Genomic DNA, 14,358 nt, shown 5'->3' with positions numbered 1-14,358 from the left:
CAGACATTGAATTATTGTGTTTTACGGTTATTCAGTTTTTGGCGAATAAAACCAATCACACCTGGCAGGATACTGATAATGATGATGCCAAAAATGAGGTGGGTGAAGTTGTCTTTCACAATTGGCATGTTTCCGAATAAATAACCGAGGGTAATGAAAGAGGCAACCCAGCAGAAAGCGCCAACCACATTATAGGTCAGGAAAAACTTGTAATTCATGCTGCCTGCACCCGCAACAAAAGGTGCAAAGGTGCGTGCAAACGGCACAAAACGAGCAAAGATAATGGTTTTTCCACCATGACGCTGAAAAAACTGCTGGGTGTTGATCAAGTGTTGCTGATTGATAAAACGTGAGTTGATTTCAAATACACGTGGGCCAATGTAGCGGCCAATATGGTAATTGACGGTATCACCCAATACCGCTGCGATAAACAGCAGGATACCGAGTGCCCATGGGTCCATGGCACCCGTTGACGCAGCCAGCGCACCCGCAGCAAATAACAGGCTGTCGCCTGGTAAAAAGGGCATCACTACCAAACCAGTTTCAACAAAGATGATTAAAAACAGAATGGCATAAATCCATATGCCATAATTGGTAATGAACTCTAAAAGATGTTCGTCAACGTGCAGAATAAAATCAATGAGTTCCATAAAATGTGAATACAATAAATTTGAGCTAAATCCTAGCAGTGCCTTTAGGGAAAGTCAGTATAAAAAGCAAAATTATTGGTAACTTTACAATGTGGTTGAAAAATGATGGATTGAGGCGAAAAAGACTTCTTTGTTGCAAATATAGAATGATGTATTCACAAATATGCTGTTTATTGCAAAATAAAACATTCCTACACTGTTGTCATGTTAAAAAATAAACAGTGTGGAGCTGATCATGTTTAATCCGAATGTCGTTGTAAAAAATATCGTCACACAGCCAAGCGTTGAGAATATTGTGACGCTGGTGGCGCGTATCTTGATTGCACAAATTTTCCTGATTTCTGGTTGGGGTAAAATTACAGGTTATGCTGCAACTGCCCAGTATATGGAATCGATGGGGGTGCCTGCTGCACTGTTACCCCTCACCATTTTAGTTGAGTTTGGTGGTGGCCTAGCGTTGTTATTTGGTTTTCAGGCACGCTTTGCTGCCTTTGGCTTGGCAGTTTTTAGTGTCTTAACAGCTTTCTTGTTTCATGATTCAACGGATCACAGCCAGCAGATTAATTTCATGAAGAATGTTGTCATGGCGGGTGGGCTACTTTATGTGATGCTGTATGGCGCAGGTCGTTTGAGTCTTGACCACGTAATTGAAAAGTAGTGAACAGCAATCCCGCTTTTGTTAGCGGGGTTAGGTATATACATAAATAAAGTTTACTGTTGATTACAAACTTAAGCCGACAGAACAATAAATTTCTGTTTAGATCATAAGAGTTTAATACAGGATAGGTAAAAATGAAAAAAATGATTGCGGGCTGTGGCATTGTGCTGTTGACAGCTTTATCAATAGCCACCTGGGCTGGTAAACCTGACCAAGCCATTGTGCAGGAAGCGGCTAAAAATGTGGTTACAGCCACTCAGGCGGCCAAGTTGGCTGATGAAACAGGCGTAACACTGACAGGCCAAATTGTGAAGCATCTTCAGAGTGACCATTACGAATTTAAGGATGCAAGTGGTTCAATCAACGTTGAGGTGGATGATGACATCTGGCGTAAGGCAGGTTTGAAAGTAGGTGACCATGTGCGTCTGGTGGGTGAGGTGGATACACATCGCTATAAACCAACCGATGTTGAGGTGATCAGCATTGAAAAGGTTGCACATGCTCATTAAGTTTTAAATCATAAAAAACAGGGAGCCAATTGCTCCCTATTTTTAATTGTACGGATTTTAGATTTACAGCATAAAGTGGATCTGCATTTCCCCAACAAGGAAACCTAGCACCGCGCCCACAATGATCAACGACCATTCATCTTCTTTAAATGCAGGACGGAGCATTCCCTCAAACTCTTCAGGGCTCAGTTGTTGCATGCGTTCAATCAGGGTGTTACGAATGTTCATGGCATCTTCAGCATAGGATTCCACATAACGCATGGTTTCTGGCAGTTGCTGTAAAATACGTTCAGCCACTTCGCTCTTAAGGTTCTGATATTTTTCACCGCCAATCGCGTACACCACCAGTGGGCGAACAATACCTGCCTGTAAGTCAATTTCCTGCTTAACATGGCGGCTGACCAGTTCAATCACCTTGTCTGAGTGTGTGCCAGAAAACAGCTCTTCCATCATGTTGCGGGAGGTGAGCAACTGTTTGGAAATCAATGCTGCATAATCGGCAGCGACCTCATTCTGACGTTTAATAAATAAACCCTGCATGGTGAAACCCATGATTTTTTTGGGGTATAGTGGTCTAAACATCAAATGTAAAGCAATCCAGTCACTAAAGAAGCCGACGAAACCACCAAACATTGGCAGTAACCAAGGATATTTTCCTTGGGTGACGACCCACACCGCCATTTGCACCACACCAATCGCAAAGCCAAACACAAAGCCAATATTGCTAAAGAACTTAAACTCTTGCCTGCCAACTTTTTTAAAGATCTCGTTGAGCAGCCGTTTATCCTTGAGTAGGTTGCTCACGACCATGTGTTTAATATCAAAGTATTTGATGACATCTTTTTGCACCTCGCCCATGATATGCTCAACAATTTCAGGGGCTTTGTCCTGCACACGCTTGATCAGCTTTTTGCGGGCAAACTCTGGCATGCCTTCCCATAAACCAGGATGGTATTCCTGTGCAACCTCGCGGGTAATGTCTTCGGCAGCCGCCATCAGGGGTTTTTCAATTTCCTGGGCGATACGCTTGGGGTCGAGTCTGGCAAAAATTTCCTGTGGTTTAATCAACTTGGAGGTCATTAGCTCAACGGCAGTGGTTGCCATCTTTTCAGCCTTGCGGGGAACAATCCCTTGCCATCCAATTGGAAGACCAAATAACCTTAATCCCTTAAATTCAAGTGGTGCAAACATCATTTGAATTGCAATCACTTTGGTCACATAGCCAATAAAACCACTGATAAACGGGATTGAAATATATAACCAGAAATTCTGTTGAAAATCCGCAATCATTTCTTGAAACATTATTGTATTGGTCCTTCAAGTCCTAATTGTTGCCCGTGAATGGGCAAGCCATAGATGATAGTGAAATATTTTAGGACATTGGCGATGCACCAATTTCCCTTATAGGCTTTTTAATTTTCCTTTGCTCAAGGACATCGCCATCCCATAAAAAGGAAACGATGTAGTCGATTGAATACCTTTCCATGGTAACGCATCTCTAACTCAACATCTTAGCACCAATTTTTGCTTTGTGTTGAGCAGAATGGGCAAGAATTGTTGATTTAACTCTCTTTTATCTGTGTGTTTGGCTGAGATTTTGGTTTAAATATCAGGCCTGATTGACAACCACAGCTAAAAAATAAGATAGATGATGAATTGCGGTGCGTCAAAGCGTGAAAAATGCTAGAATATGGCGCTTAATTCATTTGCCTTTAATGATTCGCCATGACGACCAATACTCAAATTACTGAAGATCGTATCCTGATTCTGGATTTCGGCTCTCAATATAGCCAGCTCATTGCACGTCGTGTACGTGAAGCGGGCGTCTACTCTGAAATGTATGCGTTCGATATGTCTGAGGAGGATATTCGCGCATTTAATCCAAACGGGATTATTCTGTCAGGTGGCCCTGAGAGCGTGCATCAGGAGGGTAGCCCACGCGCACCTCAGGTGGTGTTTGAGTTGGGTGTGCCAGTACTGGGTATTTGCTATGGCCTGCAAACCATGTCTGAGCAACTTGGCGGTAAGGTGGAGCCAGGTACGGTACATGAGTTTGGCTATGCTGAGGTTGACATTCTGGTGCGTGACCAGTTGATTGGCAACTTGCAGGATCGTGAAAACCAGCTTCATGTCTGGATGAGTCATGGTGACAAGGTCAGCGCAATTCCTGAGGGTTTCAAGGTGACCGCAAGCACACCAAGTTGCCCATTTGCTGCGGTCAGTGATGAAACACGCCGTTTCTATGGCGTGCAGTTCCATCCAGAAGTAACCCATACTGCAAAAGGTGCGGAACTTCTTTCTAATTTCGTGCATCAAATTTGTGGTTGCCGTGGTCTCTGGACACCAGAACACATTATCGATTTACGTGTGGAACAATTACGTAAACAAATTGGTGATGAAAAGGTTCTGTTGGGCTTGTCTGGCGGTGTGGACTCATCTGTGGTTGCCGCATTGTTGCATAAGGCGATTGGTGACCAATTAACGTGTGTGTTTGTGGACAATGGTTTGCTTCGTTTAAACGAGGGAGATCAGGTGATGCAGATGTTCGCGGACAACATGGGAATCCGCGTGATCCGTGCTGATGCTGAAGAACGTTTCTTAACCGCATTGGCGGGTGAAGTTGATCCTGAGAAGAAACGTAAGATCATTGGTCGTGAATTTATCGAAGTGTTTGCGGAAGAGGCACGTAAGCTTGATGGCGTGAAATTCTTGGCACAAGGGACGATTTATCCTGACGTGATCGAATCTGCTGCAAGCAAGCAGGGTAAGGCACACGTGATCAAGTCACACCACAATGTGGGTGGTCTGCCAGAAGACCTGGCTTTTGATCTGGTTGAGCCATTGCGTGACCTGTTTAAGGATGAAGTGCGTAAACTGGGTACAACACTTGGTTTGCCGCATAGCATGATTTACCGTCATCCATTCCCAGGCCCAGGTTTGGGCGTGCGTATCTTGGGTGAAGTGAAAAAAGAATATGCTGATATTCTTCGTCTTGCTGATGACATCTTTATGCAGGAACTTCGTGTGAGTGGTTGGTATGACAAGACTGCGCAAGCCTTTGCAGTGTTCCAGCCCGTGAAATCTGTGGGTGTCGTTGGTGATGGTCGTCGTTATGCATGGGTGATTGCGCTTCGTGCTGTTGAAACTGTTGACTTTATGACAGCACGTTTTGCGCATTTACCGTATGAACTGGTTGATAAAATCTCAACCCGTATCATGAACGAAATTAAAGATGTTTCACGTGTGGTTTATGACGTTTCATCTAAGCCACCTGCAACGATTGAGTGGGAGTAATTCAGGGATTTCAAGAAGCGAAGCTTCTTGCCTGAATTACGCCAAAGGCTATGCCTGCGGTAGCATGGGCTTTCTAAAAGCGATAGCTTTTAGCCAAATTTACGCCAAGGGCTGTGCCCGCGGCAGACGGGATTTCAAGCAGCAACGCTGCTTGCCTGAATTATGCTTAGAGCTGTGCTCGCGGCAGTAGGCTTCCTAAAATAGATCAAAAAAGCCGACTTACAAAAGTCGGCTTTTTGCTTTTTTACGTTAAATTTAATTTTTAACTATTTGATTTTTCTTAAATACTCTAAGTTAATTTCGCATGCGGTAGTTGAAATTATTTATTTTTTCCAATATTTGATTTTTTATTGATTCGGTGATTCCAAGCATAGAGTCTATTTGTATCCAACGATTTTTTAAATTATCAGTGAGTTCGTTTAAACTTTTATCATCATCAAGAATTAAAAATTCAGCAGTTTTATTATTTGAAAACCATTCTTCAATTTCAACATTTCTTTTCTTAATGTCGATTGCTTTTTTTGCGTCATTTATTTTAGATATTTTATCAACATGTATACCTCTTAATTCAAAAATTTGATTCCATTCCATTAAGTTGTAATTAATTCTGTGAGTAGTTGTCAAAATGATTTCAGGATTTATTTTGTCAATAATTTCAATGAAGTTTTTTTGAGAGTTTTCATCGAATTTATAGAAGTTGTCTTCTAGGAACTCTGGTTTTTTCCAAGAAGGAGAAGTTTCCAAGACTCCATCAATGTCAAGAAGTAAAATCATTATGAAAATTGATGCTTTGTTGGTTTGCAATTATCATTAACTATAACATGATCCAATTTATTATTATAAAGGTCGAATAAATTTTCACCTACATATCCATATCAAAATTTTTATCTAATTCCTTATTTAACATACTGACTATTATATGAAATTAAAAAAGTTTAAACTTTTCAAATCATTAAGGATTTTATCGGTGTTTTATAAAAGGTAGAACGGTTGTGTTTGAAACAATTTATTTACTTTACAAATATATTTGATACCTATTGCCAGTAACAAGAGCGCCTAGCTGCTCTTTTTTATTACTTAATTCTTCCAAATTTCTTACTAAAAAATAAATAATCCAATAAATATCAAAACTTTAAAATTTAAAGATATATCTTAACTTGCTATAAGATTATTTAAGATATATCTTAATATGCATAAATTGTGCAATATGAGAAAAATAAAGATGAGACATCAATCAGATCATCATGAAAGCGAACGTGATATACATCATCGGGAACATCACCGAACAGGCCGCCGTGGACGCTTGTTTGAATCAGGGCGAATGAAGCTTTTGGTTTTACATTTGATTCAGCAAAGCCCAAAACATGGTTATGAAATTATTAAGGAAATTAGTGATCTGGTGGGGGATGGATATAGCCCGAGTGCAGGCACAATTTATCCAACGCTGACCAGTTTGGAGGAAATGAATTTTATTTCACTACGTGATGCTGAACGTAAGCAATACCAGGTGACCGAATATGGTAGGGCTTACCTGAAAGAGCAGCAGGAGATGCTGGATGGATTACTGGAAAAGCTGCGATTGCGACGTGAGATTCACAACAATGACCAACTGATTGAGATTCATCGTGCGATGGAGAATCTAAAAACCGCGCTGCGTTTAAAGCTGAATATCGCGGACTTGCAACAGGAGCAGATTTATCAAATTGCTGAAAAAATTGATCAGGCTGCAATTGCGATTGGACGCCTATAAGTTGGGAGCAAGTGATGTTACAGCTACAGCAAAAAATCAGGCAGGCAGGATTAAGGGTAACGCATCCACGTATGGCGGTTTTGTCCTTGTTGGCACAGCAAACAGAAGACCTCACCGTGAAGCAAATCTACCAGCAATTGCATGAGCAAAAACAGCAGTTAAGTTTGGCAACGGTCTATCGCGTGGTCAGTGATTTGGTGGTGGCAGGTTTGCTTGCCAGTTACCAGTTTCATCGTGCCGAGACGAAATTTAACCTCCCCACCTTGTCTAAAAGTCAACTGCTGCAAATTCGTTGTACAGATTTAACCGCAGCAAAGCAGGCACAATTTTTACAGTCGCTGAAAGTTGTGTTTAAGCAATATCAAGTTGACCTGATGCAGGTCGAAATTAAGGAAAGTGCTTAAAAAGGCATATTGGAGAACATTATGAAACAACATCAATACCATGTCACCGTACAGCATTTAAAGGACCCGAAAGGGCTGGCTTCAACCTACACTGAGCGTCTGGAATTTTATACGGGCAACCATGATGACATTTTTGAGATCGTCGAACGTTTGAGGAAAGCGGAGTTGTTTAACGATCAAACCACCACATCATTTGCGGTTGGTCTGAAACTATTTAGTGAGGTCATGCTGGAAAATCGGGATCATCCTTTATTTGAAGAATTTTTCCCCCAGTTTGGCCAGTTTATGAAAAACCTAAAACAGCAGTTGAAGAAATCAGCATGATGATGGATGGCAACAGGCAATGGGGAGGTCAAAATTGACAACAAAAAAACGATTTATGGCCAAGCTGCCAGCAAAGTATGCGGGCTGGATTATACCTTTACTCTTGTCATGCTTAATGAGTGGAACCATATCATTCATTAACCTGCTTATGAATATGGGTTTTAACACAGGCTTCATCAACCAATGGCTTGCCACCTGGATGTTTTCCTGGGCGATTGCCTATCCTGTGGTGCTGGTTTTCTTGCCATTGGTGCGACGCCTAACGGGCCTGATTGTGGAGATGCCACCCCACTGAGCGAAAGAATGCTGATTATCAGTCCTGAGTCAGGATTGTCCCATGCATAACACTCTGCGTATTACCAAAAGACTATATTGAATGGGGTTTGTGTTGCTAAGATCAATAAAACAACTCATTGCAACAGCATAGGTAAAAGAGAGCGATATCATGAGCAATAACAATGATTACGATATTTCTGATTCAAAAGACTGCGAAACCTACATCAACCAATTTATTCAGGAATTCACGATACGGTCAGCCGAAATTGGTAAGGGGACAGTCATCAAGCGTGCCCTGCCTAGCCGCCACAAGCGTCTGGTTGGTGCATGGTGTTTCCTTGACCATGCGGGGCCTGTCAGTTTTCCTGCGGGTGATGGTCTGGATGTTGGACCTCATCCACATATCGGTTTGCAGACATTCACATGGATGATTGAAGGTACCATGATGCATACCGACAGCCTTGGTTCAAAGCAGTTGATTCGTCCAAAACAGGTCAACCTGATGACTGCGGGGCATGGGATTTCACATACCGAGGTGGCACCTGATACTGAAACCAAAATGCACGCGGCACAGTTGTGGATTGCCTTGCCTGATGCCAAGCGCGATATGCAGCCCAAGTTTGAGCATTATCCAGAATTACCTGTGGTCAGCAAGGATCAAGTTGAGTTTACGGTGCTTGTGGGGGAGTTTTTACAAACCGTGTCACCTGTTCAGGTGCATACAGCATTGGTGGGTGTGGACTTGACCGCACAGGCCAATACCAGAACCCGTATCCCCCTTAATCCAGAGTTTGAATATGCCTTTATGGCACTTGAGGGTACTGCTCGGGTCAATGGACATGAACTGAATACCGATAATATGGTGGTGCTGGAAACAGGGTTAACTGAGATTGAGGTTGAGCTGATTGAGGGCCATCGCCTGTTGTTGATTGGTGGTGAACCATTCGAGTCGCCAATTTTATTGTGGTGGAATTTTGTTGGGCGTACGATGGAGGACTTGCAACAGGCACGTGAGGACTGGATCAATCATGATGCGCGTTTTGGGGAAATTCCTGATTATCCAGGTAAACGACTGGAAGCACCTGTCTTGCCTGATCAAATGAGGGCTTCAAAATGAGTATAATTGCGAGTGCAAACGTTCAAACATTGCCTGAACCCTGGAAAGGAGGGGTGAGCAGTGGAACACACCAGTACCTGACAGATAAGCCAGAAGCATTTGGTGGGCATGATACAGGTCCAGCCCCTTATGATTTCCTGAGCGCCAGTTTGGCATCGTGCACCATGATCACCTTGCGGATGTATGCCAAGCATAAGGAAATGGATTTGGGCGAGTTTAGCGTTGAGGTTGACTTCCATAGCAATCGTGAGCAACAGGAACGGATTGAACGTCGGGTAATATTTAAACAACCTGTTTCACAAGACTTAAAAGAAAAACTTCTTAATGTGTGTAGTAAAACGCCTGTCACTAAAACTTTGTTACGTAGTTTAGACATTCAGACCATGATTGTTTAAGACTAAAGTGCTATTGTGCTTGAGCAAAATATAATTCTAAACGCAATTGTCAGAGGGATGGACACGGCAGTTGCGTCGCACAAAGCAGGCACAAAAATGATTACCTTACATTATCTGCAATGCTCACGTTCTTTCAGGATTCTGTGGGCATTAGAGGAGCTTGGTGTGGACTACCAGGTTGAGTACTACCAAAGAACATCCAGCTATGCCGCCCCAGAAAGTTTAAAGAAAATCCACCCACTGGGAAAAGCCCCGATTCTGGTCGATGATGATGAGGTGATTGTGGAGTCGGCAGTCATTCTGGATTATCTACAGCAGGAATATGATGAGCAGCAACAATTCAAGCCGCCACATCCCAAAGAACAGCGTCAGTATTCCTACTGGATGCACTATGCCGAGGGGTCGCTGATGCCATTGCTGGTCATGACGCTGGTGATGAATAGTGTGAGCAAGCATGTGCCCTGGGTCATCCGTCCGATTGCACAGAAGATCACTGATGGGGTAAAGGCAGGCTTCGTGCGCCCGCGGGTAAAAGAGCATATTCTCTACCTGGAAGAATATTTGGCGAAACATGAATATTTTGCAGGCGATTTTTCCTTTGCGGACATTCAAATGGCTTTTCCACTGATTGCGATTCAAAATCGACTGCATGGAAAATATCCCAATATTCAGGCTTTTGTACAACGTGTCCAGCAACGTCCAGCGTTTCAGCATGCTGAGCAGAAAAGCCTGCACTCACAATGTGCTTAAAGCCAGATATAAAATAGAAAAAGGGGGAAACATATTGTTTCCCCCTTTTTTAATTCTAAATTTATTAACGCTTGATCACGATGGAGTCAATGCCGCTGTGTTGCAGGGTTTGTTGTGCCGCAAGTGCCGCATCCTGGCTATCATAAGGACCAGAGAAAACACGGTACCATGTCTGGCCATTTTCCACTGTTTTAACCACATCGGCAGATAAGCCATTCAAGATAATTTCGGCACGACGGGCATCGGCACTATCAGGATCAGGATAGCTGCGTACCTGTAAAATATAAGTTGGACGGGCTGGAACTGTTTCTTCAGTTGCCGTGATATTTGCAGGGTTTTCCACTGTGGTTGTTTCAGGTTTCGGTGACTCAATAATCACCACATTGCCCTGTTGCTTGGTTTCTGGCACAGCCTGTTCAGGAATTGGCGTCACCTGCTGTTGTGGCAACAGGTCATAGAAACGGTAGTCCTTGTTGGTGTCCTCTTCCTGATCATGTGGAGAAGTCACCTGAGTCTTGGTCGGAACAGGTTGCCACGGCTGCCAAAGCATCAACATGACACCCACGCATAGAATCGCTAGAATTGCGACAAGCATCCCCAGCCATTTTGGAATGAGTGGTTTTTTGGGCTTGTTTGGTCGTTCAGATACACCACGTTGCGTTTTTCCAAACACCTGAAATTCCTCTTGATTCTATTATGTTATGGGTCACTTGAATCTTCGGTAAACAAGGCATTATGTCTAACATATGCTTTGTTTACCGTAATGCCTATATATTACATGGCTTCAGGAGCAGACACACCAAGCAATTCTAAACCATTGTGTAGCACTTGCTGTACGTTGATTGAAAGCAATAAGCGGGCTTGTGTAAGTGATGCATCATCACTTAAAACCTTATGTTCATTGTACCAACCGTGGAACAGGGCAGCCAATTCCTTGAGATAGTTGCCGATCTGGTGTGGTTCATAGGCATTTGCTGCACGTACCAGAATGTCAGGATACGCGGCAAGCTTGGACAAGATTTCAGTTTCAGCATCAAGTTCTAGACGGTTGGCATGCTCACGTGCTGCTGCGGCGTCAATATTGATGCCTGTAGAAGCAGCTTTTTCCAGCATACGGCAAATACGTGCATGGGCATATTGAATGTAATACACCGCATTGTCCTTGCTTTGTGAAACCGCAAGGTCTAGGTCAAAGTCGATGTGTTGCTCAGACTTACGCATGACATAGTAGAAGCGCGCTGCATCGTTACCCACTTCTTTGCGTAGGTCACGTAAAGTCACGAACTGACCAGAACGTGATGACATCTGCACCATCTCACCGCCACGCCATAAGCTGACGAACTGTACCAAAAGAACAGTCAGTTTTTTCGAGTCATAACCCATTGCATCAATCGCGGCCTTGACACGTGAAATATAGCCGTGGTGGTCTGAACCCCAGATATCAATCAGGTCGGTATAACCACGTTGCAGTTTATTCAGATGATAGGCAATGTCAGACGCGAAATAGGTGGTTTGACCATTACGGCGTTTCACCACACGGTCTTTTTCATCACCAAATTCGGTTGATTTAAACCAGATGTTGCCATCCTTTTCATAAAGGAAGCCACGCTGGTCTAGTGTTGCCAGTGCTTCATCAATCTTTTCGGTTAATGATGCCTCACTAAACCATTCATCAAAGGTCACGCCAAAGTCAGCGAGATCGTCCTTGATGTCATCTAGAATGGCATGTAAAGCCGCCTGATGGAAAACACGATAGCCTGCACCTAACAATTGTTGAGAATTGGCAATCAGACCATCAATATGCTTTTCCTTGTCGCCAGAAAGAACGACTTTGTTGCCATCAGCATCGAGTTCATCCGCATACTGCACATCTTCAGGCACATCTTTATAGACATCGGCCACTGGGCGGACATACGCATCAGCATCTTGATCAATAATCGTTTGCGCGATTTCCTTAACATAGTCGCCCTGATAGGCATTTTTAGGGAAAACCAGCTTCTGGCCCAGTAATTCCAGATAACGTAAATAAGTTGAGGTCGCCAGGATATCCATCTGACGGCCCGCATCGTTGACGTAATATTCACGGTCAACTTTGGCACCTGTTGCTTCTAATAAGTTGGCAACGGTCATTCCATAAGCTGCACCACGTCCATGCCCCACATGCAGGCTAGAGGTCGGGTTTGCGGAAACAAATTCAACTTGGATTTTTTTGGCTGCATTAACCTGACTACGGCCATATTGATCTTTTTGTGCCTGAATCTGGTCAAGTACAGCAAAGCGCTGGTCTGCGTTTAAAAAGAAGTTGATAAAGCCAGGTCCAGCGATTTCCGCCTTGCTAATGTCAGCCACTTCTGGGAGTGCCGCCAGAATTTTTTCAGCAAGATCGCGTGGTTTCATGCCAGCTGGCTTGGAGCCGATCATGGCGATATTTGAGGCGAAGTCACCGTGACTTCGGTCTTTGGTACGGGTTAAATGGCTCGTATTGGTCCAATCGGAAGGAAGTACCCCTTGTTGTTGAAGGGATTGTACCGCATGATCAAGCGCTGATTGTATTGCCGTATTCATAGTTACCGAAATAAGTGTCGCGGAAAAACGCTAAATATAGCAAATTTTGTGGTTTTCACCAAATTGTCAAGAGATTGATTAAAGTTGTAATAGAGTAGTTGGATGAATAGGACTGTCTAGTGTTTGAGGTCAGTGGTGTGGATTGAATGAAATTATTGCCTACTTATGATTCTCAATAGCTGCTATTTCGGGGTCTGGTAGCCAAACTTTGGTAAAAACCAGTGCAGGCCCGCGCTTAAAATCGCCACAGCCACCACACATGAAATCACGAAATAGGACTGCTGGATATGTTGTGGGAACAGGACATAGAATGCACTGATCCCAATGCTGTTGCATGCCAGAATCAAGACAGCACAGGCATAGTCGTGAAAACGTCGGGCGTGGTTGGAGTCATTGACCCACTGTTGATCGGTATTGTAACTCGGAATGTCGAGATGGGCATCGTGATAACGTTCCAGACTTGAGAGAAAACGCCGTAAATTGGTGATGATGCGTTCATATTTGTAGTTCAGGAATGCAAAGGTGGCGGAAGCGACAGGGAAGCCGAATAAGATCCATTCAATATGGGAGTTTAGGCTGGTGGTTGCATTGTGGGCTGCAATCAATGCGGCCAAAAGACCAATAAAAAAGGTGATGAAAATCGTCAGCGCCTGCTGGCGTTGTGAGGTGCGAGCATTCAGCTCATTATAGGCTGAAATATAACGGTAGTTCGCAGTGACGTATTCCTGTGCAAACTTCTCTGTCATTTTAGTCTGGAGTGTTTCTGGATGATTGGACATTCTCGTCACACCTTGGGTTTGCCTTACAGCATTATAGTTTGTACTGGGTGGGCATTTCGATGGAAAAAATTTAACCTATTTTATTGGGAATGTGAACTCAGTTTCTGTCCCATAAAAATGATGGCAAAACAAAGTGCCATACACAATACAATACTTAAACCTGTGGCAATGTTGAGCGCCGCACTTGACCATAAGCCAACCGTAACGCCAAATTGAGCCAGTATGAATGCCCAGATCACCATCTGTTTAGGTGAGTGCGCCAGCAAACGGGCACTAAGCGCAGGAATCACCAGTAGCGCACCCATCAGCAGTGAACCCACGGCACGTAATGCCAGTACAGTAAACAAGGCCAGCAACAGCATGAAAATCAGGCGTTGCCAGTTGGCATTGACGCCTTCGCTCATGGCAATATCGGGGTCAATGGCAATCTGGATTTGTGCCGACCATGAGCGATAAAGCACCACAAGGGCGCTGATGATTACGATTGCAAAGATAGGTAAATCGGCCCATTCAATACTGAGCAGGTCACCAAACAGATAACTTAACAGTTCTGGACGTAAGCTCGGTACTTGCTGGATTAATAAAAGGCCCGAACAAAGCAGGGTTGCCGAACACAAGGCGAGCAGGGCATCGTTCGGTAAACGTGAGTCATGCAAAACCCATAGAATGGCAACCAGCAATGCCGCCAGACAGCCAACACCCAGCCAGAAAGGTAAATGCAGAATACCTGCAACAGCGACACCAAGCAGTGTGCCATGCGCCATAGTGTCTGCAAAAAATGACATTCTACGCCATAACATTAAACAGCCCAGTGGTGCAGTTAAAAACACCAACAATGTGCCCATGATCCAAGCGGGTAATAGTAGTTGTAACCATTCCATCATGGC

General features: G+C 43.7%; 17 protein-coding genes. 10 read left to right on the top strand and 7 right to left on the bottom strand.

The genetic code is table 11. The annotated features are described in order from the left end of the window. Positions 1 to 11 precede the first annotated feature (11 nt). Positions 12 to 650, bottom strand: a complete 639-nt coding sequence (locus QTA56_RS15070) for a DedA family protein (RefSeq protein WP_267981813.1) — start codon at positions 648 to 650, stop codon at positions 12 to 14. A gap of 235 nt (positions 651 to 885) precedes the next feature. Here QTA56_RS15070 and QTA56_RS15065 point away from each other — a divergent pair, with 235 nt between their 5' ends. Both QTA56_RS15065 and QTA56_RS15060 read left to right on the top strand, forming a co-directional pair. Further along, the gene (locus QTA56_RS15065) at positions 886 to 1,308 is read left to right on the top strand and encodes a DoxX family protein (protein ID WP_267981812.1); all 423 of its coding nucleotides are present in this window, start codon (positions 886 to 888) and stop codon (positions 1,306 to 1,308) included. A gap of 134 nt (positions 1,309 to 1,442) precedes the next feature. Then, the gene (locus QTA56_RS15060) at positions 1,443 to 1,817 is read left to right on the top strand and encodes a NirD/YgiW/YdeI family stress tolerance protein (RefSeq protein ID WP_267981811.1); all 375 of its coding nucleotides are present in this window, start codon (positions 1,443 to 1,445) and stop codon (positions 1,815 to 1,817) included. A gap of 63 nt (positions 1,818 to 1,880) precedes the next feature. On the opposite strand, the gene QTA56_RS15055 is transcribed toward QTA56_RS15060, so the two are convergent. Beyond that, positions 1,881 to 3,107, bottom strand: a complete 1,227-nt coding sequence (locus tag QTA56_RS15055) for a DUF445 family protein (RefSeq protein WP_267981902.1) — start codon at positions 3,105 to 3,107, stop codon at positions 1,881 to 1,883. A gap of 435 nt (positions 3,108 to 3,542) precedes the next feature. Between QTA56_RS15055 and guaA the strand changes: the two genes are divergently transcribed. Next, positions 3,543 to 5,111, top strand: a complete 1,569-nt coding sequence (guaA, locus tag QTA56_RS15050) for a glutamine-hydrolyzing GMP synthase (RefSeq protein WP_267981810.1) — start codon at positions 3,543 to 3,545, stop codon at positions 5,109 to 5,111. Positions 5,112 to 5,405: 294 nt separating this feature from the next. Here guaA and QTA56_RS15045 read toward each other — a convergent pair whose 3' ends face one another. Next, positions 5,406 to 5,885, bottom strand: coding sequence for an HAD domain-containing protein (locus QTA56_RS15045; RefSeq protein ID WP_267981809.1), 480 nt, complete (start codon positions 5,883 to 5,885; stop codon positions 5,406 to 5,408). A 448-nt stretch (positions 5,886 to 6,333) separates the two neighbouring features. On the opposite strand from QTA56_RS15045, the gene QTA56_RS15040 reads away from it, so the two are divergent. The 7 genes from QTA56_RS15040 (at position 6,334) to QTA56_RS15010 (ending at position 10,127) form a co-directional block, all read left to right on the top strand. Beyond that, positions 6,334 to 6,861 carry a PadR family transcriptional regulator gene (locus tag QTA56_RS15040; protein ID WP_267981808.1) on the top strand — a complete coding sequence of 176 codons (528 nt, stop codon included), beginning with the start codon at positions 6,334 to 6,336 and terminating at the stop codon, positions 6,859 to 6,861. A 14-nt stretch (positions 6,862 to 6,875) separates the two neighbouring features. After that, positions 6,876 to 7,265, top strand: coding sequence for a Fur family transcriptional regulator (locus QTA56_RS15035; protein ID WP_267981807.1), 390 nt, complete (start codon positions 6,876 to 6,878; stop codon positions 7,263 to 7,265). Positions 7,266 to 7,286: 21 nt separating this feature from the next. Next, entirely contained in the window at positions 7,287 to 7,589 is a 303-nt protein-coding gene (locus QTA56_RS15030) for a DUF3861 domain-containing protein (protein ID WP_267981806.1), read from the top strand. A gap of 19 nt (positions 7,590 to 7,608) precedes the next feature. Beyond that, positions 7,609 to 7,884, top strand: a complete 276-nt coding sequence (locus tag QTA56_RS15025; protein ID WP_267981805.1) for a DUF2798 domain-containing protein — start codon at positions 7,609 to 7,611, stop codon at positions 7,882 to 7,884. Between the two features lie 150 nt (positions 7,885 to 8,034). After that, a complete protein-coding gene (locus tag QTA56_RS15020; protein ID WP_267981804.1) occupies positions 8,035 to 8,982 on the top strand; it encodes a pirin family protein in 948 nt (315 codons plus the stop codon). Then, a complete protein-coding gene (locus QTA56_RS15015; RefSeq protein ID WP_267981803.1) occupies positions 8,979 to 9,377 on the top strand; it encodes an OsmC family protein in 399 nt (132 codons plus the stop codon). Before QTA56_RS15020 ends, QTA56_RS15015 begins: the two co-directional genes overlap by 4 nt. A 96-nt stretch (positions 9,378 to 9,473) precedes the next feature. Continuing rightward, on the top strand, positions 9,474 to 10,127 hold the full coding sequence (locus QTA56_RS15010; RefSeq protein ID WP_267981802.1) for a glutathione S-transferase family protein: 654 nt from the start codon (positions 9,474 to 9,476) through the stop codon (positions 10,125 to 10,127). A gap of 64 nt (positions 10,128 to 10,191) precedes the next feature. On the opposite strand, the gene QTA56_RS15005 is transcribed toward QTA56_RS15010, so the two are convergent. The 4 genes from QTA56_RS15005 to znuB form a co-directional block, all read right to left on the bottom strand. Then, on the bottom strand, positions 10,192 to 10,800 hold the full coding sequence (locus QTA56_RS15005) for an SPOR domain-containing protein (protein ID WP_267981801.1): 609 nt from the start codon (positions 10,798 to 10,800) through the stop codon (positions 10,192 to 10,194). A gap of 101 nt (positions 10,801 to 10,901) precedes the next feature. Continuing rightward, the gene (gene argS / locus QTA56_RS15000; protein WP_267981800.1) at positions 10,902 to 12,692 is read right to left on the bottom strand and encodes an arginine--tRNA ligase; all 1,791 of its coding nucleotides are present in this window, start codon (positions 12,690 to 12,692) and stop codon (positions 10,902 to 10,904) included. Between the two features lie 182 nt (positions 12,693 to 12,874). Continuing rightward, complete coding sequence (locus QTA56_RS14995; RefSeq protein WP_267981799.1) at positions 12,875 to 13,471, bottom strand: hypothetical protein; 597 nt, start codon at positions 13,469 to 13,471, stop codon at positions 12,875 to 12,877. Positions 13,472 to 13,551: 80 nt separating this feature from the next. Then, the gene (gene znuB / locus QTA56_RS14990; protein ID WP_267981798.1) at positions 13,552 to 14,355 is read right to left on the bottom strand and encodes a zinc ABC transporter permease subunit ZnuB; all 804 of its coding nucleotides are present in this window, start codon (positions 14,353 to 14,355) and stop codon (positions 13,552 to 13,554) included. Positions 14,356 to 14,358: the final 3 nt, after the last annotated feature.

The sequence above is a fragment of the Acinetobacter thutiue genome, from assembly GCF_030385805.1.
In the GTDB taxonomy this organism is placed as follows: domain Bacteria; phylum Pseudomonadota; class Gammaproteobacteria; order Pseudomonadales; family Moraxellaceae; genus Acinetobacter; species Acinetobacter corruptisaponis.
Note: the sequence above shows the minus strand (reverse complement) of the source record. Positions and strands in the feature narration are given on the sequence as shown.

What these genes read in the sequence shown, in the direction of transcription:
- QTA56_RS15070 (WP_267981813.1), bottom strand. Translation starts at nt 650, where the DNA reads ATGGAACTCATTGATTTTATTCTGCACGTTGACGAACATCTTTTAGAG.
- QTA56_RS15065 (WP_267981812.1), top strand. Translation starts at nt 886, where the DNA reads ATGTTTAATCCGAATGTCGTTGTAAAAAATATCGTCACACAGCCAAGC.
- QTA56_RS15060 (WP_267981811.1), top strand. Translation starts at nt 1,443, where the DNA reads ATGAAAAAAATGATTGCGGGCTGTGGCATTGTGCTGTTGACAGCTTTA.
- QTA56_RS15055 (WP_267981902.1), bottom strand. Translation starts at nt 3,107, where the DNA reads ATGATTGCGGATTTTCAACAGAATTTCTGGTTATATATTTCAATCCCG.
- guaA (WP_267981810.1), top strand. Translation starts at nt 3,543, where the DNA reads ATGACGACCAATACTCAAATTACTGAAGATCGTATCCTGATTCTGGAT.
- QTA56_RS15045 (WP_267981809.1), bottom strand. Translation starts at nt 5,885, where the DNA reads ATGATTTTACTTCTTGACATTGATGGAGTCTTGGAAACTTCTCCTTCT.
- QTA56_RS15040 (WP_267981808.1), top strand. Translation starts at nt 6,334, where the DNA reads ATGAGACATCAATCAGATCATCATGAAAGCGAACGTGATATACATCAT.
- QTA56_RS15035 (WP_267981807.1), top strand. Translation starts at nt 6,876, where the DNA reads ATGTTACAGCTACAGCAAAAAATCAGGCAGGCAGGATTAAGGGTAACG.
- QTA56_RS15030 (WP_267981806.1), top strand. Translation starts at nt 7,287, where the DNA reads ATGAAACAACATCAATACCATGTCACCGTACAGCATTTAAAGGACCCG.
- QTA56_RS15025 (WP_267981805.1), top strand. Translation starts at nt 7,609, where the DNA reads ATGGGGAGGTCAAAATTGACAACAAAAAAACGATTTATGGCCAAGCTG.
- QTA56_RS15020 (WP_267981804.1), top strand. Translation starts at nt 8,035, where the DNA reads ATGAGCAATAACAATGATTACGATATTTCTGATTCAAAAGACTGCGAA.
- QTA56_RS15015 (WP_267981803.1), top strand. Translation starts at nt 8,979, where the DNA reads ATGAGTATAATTGCGAGTGCAAACGTTCAAACATTGCCTGAACCCTGG.
- QTA56_RS15010 (WP_267981802.1), top strand. Translation starts at nt 9,474, where the DNA reads ATGATTACCTTACATTATCTGCAATGCTCACGTTCTTTCAGGATTCTG.
- argS (WP_267981800.1), bottom strand. Translation starts at nt 12,692, where the DNA reads ATGAATACGGCAATACAATCAGCGCTTGATCATGCGGTACAATCCCTT.
- QTA56_RS14995 (WP_267981799.1), bottom strand. Translation starts at nt 13,471, where the DNA reads ATGTCCAATCATCCAGAAACACTCCAGACTAAAATGACAGAGAAGTTT.
- znuB (WP_267981798.1), bottom strand. Translation starts at nt 14,355, where the DNA reads ATGATGGAATGGTTACAACTACTATTACCCGCTTGGATCATGGGCACA.